12 protein-coding genes are annotated in these 12,819 nt (G+C 53.9%); 5 read left to right on the top strand and 7 right to left on the bottom strand.

Going from position 1 to position 12,819, the window contains the following annotated elements:
• The first annotated feature begins 92 nt into the window (after positions 1-92).
• Together WH279_RS11550 and WH279_RS11555 are read left to right on the top strand one after the other, a co-directional pair.
• The gene (locus WH279_RS11550; protein WP_133846104.1) at positions 93-404 is read left to right on the top strand and encodes a PTS lactose/cellobiose transporter subunit IIA; all 312 of its coding nucleotides are present in this window, start codon (positions 93-95) and stop codon (positions 402-404) included.
• A gap of 372 nt (positions 405-776) precedes the next feature.
• Complete coding sequence (locus WH279_RS11555) at positions 777-1,109, top strand: hypothetical protein (RefSeq protein WP_159337902.1); 333 nt, start codon at positions 777-779, stop codon at positions 1,107-1,109.
• A gap of 5 nt (positions 1,110-1,114) precedes the next feature.
• Here the strand turns inward: WH279_RS11555 and WH279_RS11560 are convergent, their stop codons facing one another.
• Complete coding sequence (locus WH279_RS11560; protein ID WP_339456678.1) at positions 1,115-1,900, bottom strand: DUF4225 domain-containing protein; 786 nt, start codon at positions 1,898-1,900, stop codon at positions 1,115-1,117.
• Between the two features lie 544 nt (positions 1,901-2,444).
• Positions 2,445-3,698 (bottom strand): diaminopimelate decarboxylase, encoded by a 1,254-nt coding sequence (lysA, locus tag WH279_RS11565; RefSeq protein WP_339456680.1) that lies wholly within the window; start codon positions 3,696-3,698, stop codon positions 2,445-2,447.
• Positions 3,699-3,823: 125 nt separating this feature from the next.
• Between lysA and WH279_RS11570 the strand changes: the two genes are divergently transcribed.
• Complete coding sequence (locus tag WH279_RS11570) at positions 3,824-4,744, top strand: LysR family transcriptional regulator (protein ID WP_339456682.1); 921 nt, start codon at positions 3,824-3,826, stop codon at positions 4,742-4,744.
• Here the strand turns inward: WH279_RS11570 and WH279_RS11575 are convergent.
• The gene (locus WH279_RS11575) at positions 4,741-5,910 is read right to left on the bottom strand and encodes an MFS transporter (protein ID WP_200643155.1); all 1,170 of its coding nucleotides are present in this window, start codon (positions 5,908-5,910) and stop codon (positions 4,741-4,743) included. The two genes, WH279_RS11570 and WH279_RS11575, sit on opposite strands and share 4 nt — an antisense overlap.
• Before the next feature lie 422 nt (positions 5,911-6,332).
• Here WH279_RS11575 and WH279_RS11580 point away from each other — a divergent pair, with 422 nt between their 5' ends.
• Positions 6,333-6,956, top strand: a complete 624-nt coding sequence (locus WH279_RS11580) for a serine protease (protein ID WP_339456683.1) — start codon at positions 6,333-6,335, stop codon at positions 6,954-6,956.
• A 62-nt stretch (positions 6,957-7,018) separates the two neighbouring features.
• On the opposite strand, the gene WH279_RS11585 is transcribed toward WH279_RS11580, so the two are convergent.
• From WH279_RS11585 to prfB, 3 genes are all read right to left on the bottom strand, one after another.
• Positions 7,019-7,522: a cupin domain-containing protein gene (locus WH279_RS11585; protein ID WP_200643154.1), complete on the bottom strand. Its 504-nt coding sequence runs from the start codon at positions 7,520-7,522 to the stop codon at positions 7,019-7,021.
• Positions 7,523-7,635: 113 nt separating this feature from the next.
• A complete protein-coding gene (gene lysS, locus WH279_RS11590) occupies positions 7,636-9,156 on the bottom strand; it encodes a lysine--tRNA ligase (protein ID WP_339456686.1) in 1,521 nt (506 codons plus the stop codon).
• Positions 9,157-9,165: 9 nt separating this feature from the next.
• Positions 9,166-10,264, bottom strand: a protein-coding gene (gene prfB / locus WH279_RS11595; RefSeq protein WP_133846113.1) for a peptide chain release factor 2 whose coding sequence is annotated in 2 segments (ribosomal slippage) — positions 9,166-10,188 and positions 10,190-10,264 — 1,098 coding nt in all. Because the reading frame shifts where the segments join, the coding sequence is not laid out codon by codon here.
• Positions 10,265-10,366: 102 nt separating this feature from the next.
• Here prfB and WH279_RS11600 point away from each other — a divergent pair.
• Positions 10,367-10,990 carry a LysE family translocator gene (locus WH279_RS11600; protein ID WP_133846114.1) on the top strand — a complete coding sequence of 208 codons (624 nt, stop codon included), beginning with the start codon at positions 10,367-10,369 and terminating at the stop codon, positions 10,988-10,990.
• 110 nt (positions 10,991-11,100) lie between these two features.
• On the opposite strand, the gene recJ is transcribed toward WH279_RS11600, so the two are convergent.
• Positions 11,101-12,819, bottom strand: a complete 1,719-nt coding sequence (recJ, locus tag WH279_RS11605) for a single-stranded-DNA-specific exonuclease RecJ (protein ID WP_133846115.1) — start codon at positions 12,817-12,819, stop codon at positions 11,101-11,103.

Raw genomic sequence — 12,819 nt, forward strand, 5'->3', positions numbered from 1 at the left:
CGAGTTATTTACTGTGATACGACTCTCAGAAGTGATCACTGGTATTCCAATAAGATTATTAAACCAATTTTGGTATACCAATGGAGGCAGTGATGGATTTCGAGCAGACCATGATGGAGTTGTTGATCAATGCAGGCGAAGCACGATCCCACGCCATGAGCGCCATTCAGCACGCCCGTAAGCGCGAATGGCAGCAGGCTGATGCGGCACTGGCAGCTTCACTGGAAGCATCAAAAGGAGCCCACAAGATACAGACACAGCTGATAGGGGCTGATGAGGGATGTGGCAAAGTGCCGGTCACGCTGATCCTCGTTCATGCCCAGGATCATCTGATGAATGCGATGCTGTGCCGCGATCTGGCGGAAGAGATTGTGCTGTTAAGGAAAGAGATGTTTGCAGAATAATCGTATGCGCAATGGGCCGATCGGAAATAATGATCGGCCCCTGCAATAAATCGGAATGTCGTGGTGGTTTTAACGCTACAGCGAGCACACTTTCTACGAGGATGGGGCCAGTTTGAAGTAAGCCGGACGTCACGCGCCAGGACGGCGCGTGCCGAGGCCCGCAGGGATGCGTCTTTTGCCGATCCGGTGTGCTCAAACCGGCCTCAGCCCTGTCACACCAGCAGCAGCGAATAAAATGGTTGATTTGAGGCCGATCGGAAATAATGATCGGCCCCTACGGTGCGTAAGGCTTATTTTTATACTCAGCGGTCGTTCTGCGTGATATTCTTTTACGAGGCACAGGAGAGGTAAATATTAAAAGGAATAGCAAGGATGAATGATATGGATATGGATATGGATATGGAAGAAAAACTGCTGAAAAGTGGATTTACGACTAAAGAAATTAGAAAAATAAAATATTTTGTGAAAAAAAACCGCACAACCTATGCGCAAGTTCTGATAAAGTTAAGGCGAGTTTTTTTAGGGATAGCAACTCTCAGATTAATAATGACACTTCTCCTGATTTCGACTTATGAAGAAAACAACATGGATGGTTTTTATGGATTTCTGGTGGGATATGTTTTTGCCATGATCGTTTCTGAAATCCTCGCCCCAACCAAGTTAGGGGCGAAGATATTTATTCATGGCAGGAAATTAATAACTTGATTAAGTTATTCTTCCAGTGCTGTTTTTATAGTAATAGCATCACCTGTGCCTTCGATTAAAAGAGAAGGCACACTCATTCTCTTCACATTTCTAATATAGTCTGAAGGGAGAAAATTAAACAATCTTCTGGCATCTGGTTTTAATACAAAACGGGCCATGCCATACGCAGAGAGTGATAAGTCCATTGAACTGTAAGCTAGTGCGCCGACTTTCTCATCAAACCCCATGAACCTTGCTGTATTTATATATCCTTCTTTTATTTTTCCAACATGGCCTTCACTACCATTTTTAATATTTACAATTCCTTCTTCAATACCATTTATCCCATGCAGAAAAAGTGTGGCACCAGCAACCATACCCACAATGTTTAAATGAGCAAGTGAACCGGTAAAAATTGTAATTCCCGCAACTATCTGAAATCCCCCCAGCACAACCCCTACTCCATTGATGATATATCCCCAGGAATCCAATTCTTTAACAATTTTCCCCGAGGCTACTATTTTTGCGTCACCGCCAAGCAGGCTCCATGTTTGCCTGTCGATAAAAGCCTTCTCCTGACGAAGATTATCCAGGGAGTCCCGGCATACCCTTTCACTTTTTCCATTTTTGATACTGTCTAGCTGCGACTGGATAAATATTTCTATTTCACGGATAAACTTCTCTCGAATATACGAATCTTTCAGGTAATTGAACGCGGCCTGCTGCGCCGTATTTTTCAAAGCTTGTGCTTCTTTTAACGCGTTAGTCGTGTAAAAACTGAGAAAACGATTTCTATCCAGGTAGTTATCCATAACTTTTCCTTTGAGTTTTTACCCCCTTTTCACAGGGGATTATTGGAACATTCCGCAACGAAAACCCTGACACGGACAAATAATAAACATTATTCGTATGCATAGTGACAATAACTCACACCTGCGCACTTTTTCAGAATACAGACCGATCTTAATTCTTAACTCTTATTCACACTCCGCTGGATTAGCGGCAGGCAGAAGAGATTCTGCTGTTAAGGAAGGAGATGTTTGCAGAACAGTCGTGCGCGGCAACGGGCCGATCGGAAAAAATGATCGGCTCCTGCAATAAATCGCGATGTCGTGGTGGTTTTAACGCTACAGCGAGCACACTTACTACGAGGATGGGGCCAGTTTGAGGTAAGCCGGACGTGCCGCGCCAGGATGGCGCGTGCCGAGGCCCGCAGGGATGCGTCTTTTGCCGATCCGGTGTGCTCAAACCGGCCTCAGCCCTGTCACACCAGCAGCAGCCAATAAAATGTCTGTAACGGGTTGATTTGAGGCCGATCGAAAAAAATGATCGGCCCCTATGGCACGGGGGAATGGATTACAGTTCCAGCGCCAGCAGCTCGGCCACGGTTTGCGCACGGCGGATCTGGCGCGACTGGCCGTTTTCGAACAGCACTTCCGGGATCAACGGACGGCTGTTGTAGTTCGACGACATGGAGGCACCGTAAGCGCCGGTATCGTGGAACACCAGATAATCGCCCACCTTCACCGCTGGCAGTGCACGGGTTTCGACTTTGCCGCCTTCCAGTTGGGTAAAGACATCGCCCGATTCGCACAGCGGCCCCGCCACCACGCTCTCAATCGTGTTTTCCTCGTCCAGTGTGCGACCGTCCCCGGCAATGGCCGAAATATGGTGATAGCTGCCATACAGTGACGGACGCATCAGATCGTTAAACCCGGCATCCACCAGCACAAAGTGACGGCTGCCCATCGATTTAACCGCCCGCACCTGGCTGACCAGCACACCGGATTCTGCCACCAGGAAACGTCCCGGTTCGATTTCCAGTTTGACCGGATGACCCAGATGCTGTGCCACGCGCTTGCGTGCGGCATCCCAAAGACCGTAATAGTGATTGGTATCAATCGTCTCCTCACCAAAGTGATAAGGGATCGACAGCCCGCCTCCGGCAGAAATAGCCTCCAGATCCTGGCCAAAGCTCACCACATGATTCACCATCGCATCGCACACCTGCTCAAGGTGTCCGTAGTCCACGCCGGAACCGATATGCATGTGGATCCCCACCAGCTTCAGCTGATGCTGCTGGATGGCTTCCAGTGCCAGGCCCATATCACCATGCCAGATCCCGTGCTTGCTGTTTTCACCGCCGGTATTGGTTTTCTGGCTGTGGCCGTGACCAAAACCCGGGTTAACGCGCAGCCAGACCGGATGCCCGGCAGACACCTGCCCCAACTGATGCAGCATATCGACGGAACCGGCGTTGACCGGCACTTTCAGCTCGACAACCCGTGCCAGCGTGGGTTCATCGAGCAAATCAGCCGTAAACACAATTTCATCGCCACCGGCCTGATAACCTGCGGCCAGCGCGCGTTCAATCTCCCCCAGGGAAACAGAATCCACCTTCACGCCCGCGGCACGCATCAGGCGCAGAATGTGAATATTCGAACAGGCCTTCTGCGCGAAGCGGACCACATCAAACTGCTGAAGCTGGCTGATGCGGGCCTGGATGATGCTGGCATCATAAGCCCAGAATGGGCCGCCATAGTGGCGTGCCAGCGGTAACAGGTTGTCCTGAGTCAGGGCGGTGGTGGTGTCAGTAAGCAGGCGCGGCATAAGGATTCTCCATAAGTTTATGCCTCTATTACGCCACAGCCTGAGACGGGATAAAAATATCTTTTTTATCGTACTCTATTCATCCATGATATGGCTTTAGCATTGATCATTCACGGGAGCCGAACGTGGCGGGCGTTTCTTTGCGTCATATTGAAATTTTTCATGCGGTGGTCACTACCGGCAACCTGACGGAAGCGGCAACGCTGCTGCATACCTCGCAGCCCACCGTCAGCCGTGAGCTGGCGCGTTTTGAAAAGCTGATTGGTCTGCAACTGTTTGAACGCGTGCGCGGACGCCTGCAACCCACGGTACAGGGCTTGCGTCTTTTTGAAGAGGTGCAGCGATCCTGGTACGGACTGGACCGCATTATCAGCGCCGCAGAAGGATTACGTCAGTTTCGCCAGGGCGAGCTGTCGGTAGCCTGCCTGCCGGTGTTTTCCCAGTCACTGCTGCCGCTGCTGTGTCAGCCTTTTATGGCGCGCTATCCCGACCTCAGCCTGAATATCATTCCCCAGGAGTCACCGCTGCTGGAAGAGTGGTTGTCGGCGCAACGTTATGATCTGGGACTGACCGAAACCACCCACACCCCGGCAGGCACCGAACGCAGCGCACTGTTTACCGGCGATGAAGTCTGTGTGCTGCCAGCACAGCATCCGCTGGCCAGTCGCGACTGCCTGACACCACAGGATTTCGCCGGGCAGCGTTATATCAGCCTGTCACGCACGGACAGCTACCGTCAGATACTTGATGGGCTGTTTGCCGAACAGGGCGTCCAGCGGCACATGGTGATGGAGACACACAGTGCGGCGTCGGTATGTTCGATGGTCAGGGCGGGTGTAGGGGTATCGATTGTGAACCCGCTGACGGCGCTGGATTACGCCGACAGCGGAGTGGTGATACGGCGTTTCAGCATCGCCGTGCCGTTTACCGTCAGTCTGATTAGGCCGCGCCACCGCCCCGCATCGGCACTGGTCGATGCCTTCAGCCAGCATTTGCAACAGCAGGCGGGCCTGTTCAGCCAGCGCCTGCAACAACGACTCATTTAATGCGTTGCCCTGGCAGGCTGCGGCTGGCCGCGTGATCCCCGGAAGGTATAGAGGCAAACCAGCAGCCCAATCACTGCCAGTACGGCTGCCGAGACGGGCACCGCCGTCAGGCCGTAGCCACCGCCAATCACTGCGCCACCCACCCAGGCACCCAACGCGTTACCGACGTTAAAGGCAGAGATATTCAGCGTCGACACCAGGTTCGGTGCATCTTTACCGTGGCGGACCACGTTGATTTGCAGCGCCGGAACCATTGCAAAGGTCGCCATCGCCCACAGGAACAGGGTAATTTCCGCCAGCCACAGTGAATGGCTGGTCCAGCTAAACAGCAGGGAGAACACCGCGATCAGCGAGAAGCTGAGGATCAGGCTGAACGACACTTTCCAGTCGGCCAGCTTACCACCGAGGATATTACCCACTGTCAGACCCGCGCCGATCAGGAACAGCGTCCAACTGACGCCCCGGTCCGTCATGCCCGTCACCTGCAACAACAGCGGCGCAATATAGCTGAATAAGGCGAACATCGCGGCGGCGAAAAACACTGTCATCAGCAACGACAGCCACAGCTTGCCGTTATTCAGCGCACTGACTTCTGATGCCAGATGTACCGGCTTCTCATTACGGTTAGTGGGCAGGCTGACGATCAGGCCGATAAAGGCCATTACGCCAATCACCGCCACGCCCCAGAAGGTGGCACGCCAGCCAAACATCTGACCAAACCAGGTGCCCAGCGGCACACCCAGCACGTTGGCCAGCGTTAAGCCGGTAAACATCAGCGCAACGGCAGAAGCCTGTTTACCCGGTGCGACCAGGCTGGCTGCGACTACGGCACCGATACCGAAGAAGGCACCGTGACACAGCGCGGTCACGACGCGCGCCAGCATCAGCAGGTTATAGGTGTAAGCCAGCGCACAGAGAATATTCCCGACGATAAAAATCGCCATCAGCAGGATCAGCGTCCGTTTGCGCGGTAGCCTGGCCGTCAGCAATGCCATAATCGGAGCGCCAATCGCCACCCCCAGCGCGTAACCGCTGATCAGCCAGCCTGCCGATGGAATCGACACCCGCAGGTCATTCGCTACTTCCGGCAACAGCCCCATAATGACAAATTCGGTGGTGCCGATAGCAAAGGCACTCAACGCCAGCGCCAGTAATGAAACAGGCATGTCACACACTCCCAAGATAATTGGTATAGAAGATAAATTTGATCTGCGTCACAGCAACGCATTAAAGCACAGCTAATGAACGCCTTACAGCCCGCTATCAGCAAGGGTCTGTTGCCTGACAGGCAAGAATCCCCAGGAAACACCCCATTTGAAAAGAAAAAACGCGATCGCACGCTCATTTTGTCGCTTTTCTTCGCTATACTTTGCATTAACGGGCTATTACATAAACCTTCCTAATCATTCAATTCTACGATTCATCTGAGTTTTGGAAATTTTGCTTCAACGCTGCTGGCACCTCTTCGCCTTGTGACAGATTTGATGGAGCATTGATACATTAAAGTTCTGCGACAGATGGCCGATATGCCAGTAAATGAGGTTAAAAACCCTGCCATTGCTGTATCAACCATTACCAAGGAGACCCGATGCGACTCGTCATTTGCCTGCCAGCCCTGATTCTGGTCGGGTGTTCCGTCGGAAAGTATCAGTACAGCAGTGACGCGCACGACCGGGTGGATATGACTGTTACGGGTATTCCAACCGTGCTGGGCTTAGGTACGCTGGGTACCACCATCCCGCTGACGGCCGATTACAGTCTGACCGCGGCCCATGTGGCAAAATTCTCCATGTACCGGGTGAAGTCATATCATCCTGAGTGCGACCTGGCCGTGGTCTATCATAAAAATGATAATGTCCCGGCACCGCATTTCCGTAACGGCCTGATCGGTGACAAGATTAATCTCTACGGTTACAGCTTTATTTCGGCGATGCCGGTCGCATCGACGGGCACCAATCTGATCAATACCGGGCTAAAAAACACCTGGAATAAAGTCAGTTGCGTCGTGGTGGCGTCCGATGCAGGCGTGGTACAGGGCATGTCAGGTGGCGCTGTGTATAACGCGTCTGATGATTCGATTGGCGGGGTGATTGTCGGCTACAGCAAACGCATTAACGATATGAAAACGGGTAAGACGCTGTATAAAGACGTCTCGCTGTATGTGCCGTATGCCCGCTTTAAAGACTGGCTGAACGACGCAGTGAAATCCTGAGTTTCACCGCCGCGGGCGTTCCTCCTGCCGCCTGCGCATATCTCCCATCCATCCCGGCATTTTCAGGATGTTCCTTTTTTCAATGAGTCCGGCATCCCATCATGGGGGCCAAAATCCTGCTCTGGTGGATCGTCCCAGCGATCCTCTCGCGTAGCGAGGTAGGCTGGATTTGTCGGATACCAGATGCGGTTCTCTTTCTTATTCGCCTCACCAACGATAATAAAGTGCGCTTCGCGATCGCTGTTATTGATAAAGGTATGGCAAATCCCGGTGCCTGCCGGGAACGCTACCGCATCACCGGGTGTTAAGCGATGTAACTCGCCATTGATCCATACCTCCGGCTCCCCTTCCAGCACATAAGCAAACTCTTCTTCTGCACTTTCAGCATGCGGGTAGGACATACGACGGCCAGGCAACAGACGTTCATGATGTATCCCGAGGCGCGTCAGACCGAGCGCCCTTCCCAGCGGCGCACCTATGGACATCAGCTCCTCGCTGTCGGGGTAGTGTTCGTTATCTTCGCCCTCAAGCTCACGCCAGTGGCGGATAAAATCAGGTCGGGTCATGGCAGCCCTCTTTACGATTGCAGTTTGAAAGTCCTTACTATTTGCTATTTTTCCCGCGGAGGCAAAAAAAACGGCCAGCGCTAAGGCTGACCGTTGATGTTACAAGCGTGCGTTTACTTGTTGCTTGGGCGCAGTGCCGGGAACAGGATCACGTCACGGATGGTGTGGCTGTTGGTAAACAGCATCACCATACGGTCAATACCAATCCCCAGACCCGCCGTTGGCGGCAGGCCGTGTTCCAGCGCGGTGACATAGTCTTCGTCATAGAACATCGCTTCGTCATCACCGGCATCTTTCGCGTTAACCTGTTGCAGGAAACGTTCTGCCTGATCTTCCGCATCGTTCAGCTCTGAGAAACCGTTACCGATTTCGCGGCCGCCGATAAAGAATTCGAAGCGGTCAGTAATTTCCGGGTTCTGGTCATTACGGCGCGCCAGCGGTGACACTTCGGCCGGGTATTCCATGATGAACGTTGGCTGGATCAGATGCGCTTCTGCAGTTTCTTCGAAGATCTCAGTGACCAGACGGCCCAGACCCCAGCTCTTCTCTACTTTGATACCCAGAGACTGAGCAATCGCTACCGATTTATCAAAGTCGTCGAGATCGGCCAGGTCGGTCTGCGGACGGTATTTCAGAATCGCTTCTTTCATCGTCAGCTTCTCGAATGGCTTACCGAAGTCGAACTCCTGATCGCCGTAAGGCACCACGGTAGAACCCAGAACATCCTGTGCCAGCGTACGGAACAGGCTTTCGGTCAGTTCGATCAGATCTTTGTAATCCGCATACGCCATATAGAGTTCCATCATGGTGAACTCTGGGTTATGACGTGGCGAAATACCTTCGTTACGGAAGTTACGGTTGATTTCAAACACGCGGTCGAAACCACCCACCACCAGACGCTTCAGATACAGCTCGGGTGCGATACGCAGGTACATATCGATGTCCAGCGCATTGTGATGCGTGATAAACGGACGGGCAGACGCACCGCCAGGGATCACCTGCATCATCGGGGTTTCCACTTCCATAAACTCACGGCCGACCATAAAGCTGCGGATACCCGCCATGATCTGGGAGCGAATTTTGAAGGTGTTGCGCGAGTCGTCGTTCGAGATCAGGTCAAGATAACGCTGACGGTAACGGGTTTCCTGATCGGCCAGGCCGTGGAACTTGTCCGGTAGCGGGCGCAGTGCTTTAGTCAGCAGGCGCAGTTCGCTACAGTGGATAGACAGTTCGCCGGTTTTGGTCCTGAACAACTTACCGCGTGCGCCGAGGATATCGCCGAGATCCCACTTTTTGAACTGTTCGTTATAGATGCCTTCCGCCAGGTCATCGCGGGATACGTAAAGCTGAATACGGCCACCCACATCCTGCAACGTCACAAAGGATGCCTTACCCATAATACGGCGAGTCATCATACGGCCAGCCACGCTGACTTCGATGCCAAGGTCTTCCAGCTCTTCGTTCTCTTTACCACCAAACTCGGCGTGCAGGGTGTCTGCGGTGCGGTCACGGCGGAAGTCGTTCGGGAATGCCACGCCAGTTTCACGCAGTGCGGCCAGTTTTTCGCGACGCGCTTTGAGTTCGTTATTCAGTTCAATGGCGGCATCAGCGGCCTGCGGTTGTTGTTCAGACATGTGAGTTCCTTATAAACCTGCTTTCAAACTTGCTTCAATGAAACGATCCAGATCGCCGTCCAGAACCGCCTGAGTATTGCGTGTTTCCACGCCTGTACGCAGATCCTTGATGCGGGAATCATCCAGCACGTAAGAGCGGATCTGGCTGCCCCAGCCGATGTCAGACTTGTTGTCTTCCGCCGTCTGTTTGTCAGCATTTTTTTTCTGCATTTCGTATTCGTACAGTTTGGCGCGCAACTGTTTGAAGGCCTGATCTTTGTTTTTATGCTGAGAGCGGTCATTCTGGCACTGCACGACAATGTTGGTCGGTAAGTGGGTAATACGCACCGCCGACTCCGTTTTGTTGACGTGCTGACCACCGGCACCGGAGGCGCGGTAAACGTCGATACGCAGGTCGGCCGGGTTAATGTCGATATCAATGTTATCGTCCACTTCCGGATAGATAAACACCGAACTGAAAGAGGTATGACGACGGCCGCCGGAGTCAAACGGGCTTTTACGCACCAGGCGATGCACGCCGGTTTCAGTGCGTAACCAGCCAAACGCGTAGTCGCCGATGATTTTAATGGTGGCGGATTTGGTACCGGCCACTTCACCGTCAGACTCTTCGATAATTTCGGTTTTAAAGCCTCTCGCTTCAGCCCAGCGCAGGTACATACGCAGCAGCATGCTGGCCCAGTCCTGAGCTTCTGTCCCGCCGGAGCCTGCCTGGATATCCATGTAGCAGTCGGCGCTGTCGTATTCGCCGGAGAACATACGACGGAATTCTAATTCGCCGAGTTTCTTTTCCAGCACATCCAGTTCAGCAATCGCTTCATTGAAGGTGTCTTCATCGTCGGCCTCAACGGCCAGCTCGAGCAGGCCTGAAACATCTTCCAGCCCCTGCTCCATCAGATCCAGTGTTTCCACAACGGCTTCTAATGCGGAGCGTTCTTTACCCAGCGCCTGGGCGCGTTCAGGTTCGTTCCAGACATCAGGCTGTTCCAGTTCAGCGTTTACTTCCTGAAGGCGTTCTTTCTTGGCATCATAGTCAAAGATACCCCCGAAGAACGCTGCTGCGCTCTGTGAGATCCTGAATACGGTTCTTTACCGGATTAATTTCAAACATGGTTTTAATCTTTTTAGGTGATCGAAATGGACGTAATAGTAACCACGCAGTTTAACCGAAATAGCGCACAGTTTGTAGCACTGAACACAATGGAGAATCGCCATGTCCGTTACCGATGCCCTGATGGCATTCACCTTTGCCGCCGCACTGCTGACGTTGACGCCGGGGCTGGATACCGCGTTGATTTTACGCACCGCCACGGTAGAGGGAACCCGGAAGGCCATTCAGGCTCAACTGGGCATTAATGCCGGCTGTCTGGCGTGGGCCGCTGCCGTGGCGTTTGGCCTCGGTGCACTGATTGCCGTGTCTGAGCTGGCTTATAACCTGCTGAAGTGGTGTGGAGCAGGTTACCTCGCCTGGCTTGGCGTGCAAATGTTGCTGAAACCTCGCCAGCAAATGGGCGACGTTACCCTGAGCAGTGGTAGCCAGAACGCGTTTCTACGCGGTTTTTTCGGCAATCTGCTCAATCCTAAAGTCGGGATTTTTTACGTCTCCTTTCTGCCACAGTTTATTCCGACCGGGCATTCGCCGGTGCTCTGGACCTTTGGACTGGTGCTAATCCATGTGGTGCTGGGCACGCTGTGGTCGGCGCTGCTGATTGGCAGCACGCGCAAACTGTCAGGGATATTAAAACAGGAAGGGGTGGTGAAGTGGCTCGACCGCACCACGGGCGCGGTGTTTTTATTGTTTGCTGCAAAACTGGCGTTAAGCCGCCGGCCGGGATGATGTGATAAAGGGGCGACGGACCAGGAGCGTCATGATCGCCCCGTGCAAATCATCAGCACGGGGCTGACCTTCTGTGTCGGTCAGCCCGCCAGCACAATGGATGAGGTGAATTACAGCGCCCAGAGATGGTCGATGATCAGCTGCACATTACGGTTGCCGCGAAACTCGTTAATGTCCAGCTTGTAAGCCAGCTCAACCTGCTTCACGCTGGGATCGGGCCACAGAGCCGTATCAATGTTAAACGCGATACCGTCAAGCAAAGGGCCACCGCCCAATGGCTCAATCATCACTTTCAGATGACGCTCACCCACCAGCTTCTGCTGTAACAGCTTAAATTTGCCATCAAACGTCGGTTCCGGGAACGCCTGGCCCCAGGGGCCTGCTTCGCGCAGCAGTTCCGCGGTGGGCAGCGTCAGCTCCTGCGCCATCAGTTCGCCGTCGGACCAGACCACGCCCTGAAGGGATTCCGCCTCCAGCCAGTCGCCCACCAGATCGGCAAAACACTGACGGAAACGTTCAAAGTTCGCCTCTTCCAGTGACAACCCTGCCGCCATCGCATGTCCACCAAATTTGATGATCAGTCCTGGATTAAGGGTATCCAGCCGCTCCAGCGCATCACGCATATGCAGCCCGGCAATCGAGCGCCCTGAGCCTTTCAGCGTGCCGTCGCCTGCGGGCGCAAAGGCGATCACCGGACGATGGAAGCGCTCTTTCAACCGCGAAGCCAGAATACCGACCACGCCCTGATGCCACTCTGGATGATACATCGCAATACCGAGTGGCAAAGCGTCACTGCTGCTTTCCAGACGATCGCAAAGCGCCAGCGCTTCTGACTGCATGCCCTGCTCTATCTCTTTGCGCGTCTGATTCAATGCATCCAGCTCACTGGCCAGCATACGCGCCTGGCCCAGGTCTTCACTGAGCAATAGCGCCACCCCGACCGACATATCATCCAGCCGCCCGGCGGCATTGAGACGCGGGCCAAGGGCGAAACCTAAATCACTGGCGGCCAGCTGGCGCGCATCACGGTTGGCAATCTCCAGTAATGCCCGGATGCCGGGACGACATTTGCCCGCACGAATGCGGCTCAGCCCCTGCCAGACCAGGATGCGATTGTTGGCATCCAGCGGCACCACATCGGCCACGGTGCCGAGCGCGACCAGATCCAGCAGTTCTGCCAGATTCGGCAGCGTGGTCACGCCGCTGTCGCGCAACTGTGCACGCAGTGCCAACATCAGATAAAATGCCACGCCCACACCCGCCAGTGATTTGGACGGAAACTCGCAGTCGTTAAGATTAGGGTTAACAATGGCATCGGCAGCCGGCAGCGTATCGCCCGGCAAATGGTGATCGGTGACCACCACCGGAATGCCTTTTTCATGGGCCAGCGCCACGCCCGCATGGGAAGAGATGCCGTTATCTACGGTGACGATCAGCTGTGCACCGCGTGCAGCCGCCTGTTCAACGACTTCCGGGCTAAGGCCGTAGCCATCATCAAAACGGTTAGGCACCAGATATTTGATGTTCTGCCCGCCCATGCTGCGTAGCGCCAGTACCGTTAGCGCCGTGCTGGTGGCACCATCGGCATCGAAATCGCCGACAATCATGATGCAGAGGTTATCGGCCAGTGCCCGTTGCAGGATGTCCACCGCCGCCTGAATGCCGCTGAGTGACTGGAAAGGATGCAAATATTTCGCGCCGCGTTCCAGTTCACTGGCCTGGCGGATGCCCCGGCGGGCATACAGGCGACGTAACAATGGGTGAAGATCGGCAGGTAAGGCGGCCGTGTCCGTCGCCTCGCGACGACGGAGTTCAGTTGTGCTGTTCAC

It is taken from the genome of Erwinia sp. MYb375, assembly GCF_037479175.1.
In the GTDB taxonomy this organism is placed as follows: Bacteria; Pseudomonadota; Gammaproteobacteria; order Enterobacterales; family Enterobacteriaceae; genus Erwinia; species Erwinia rhapontici.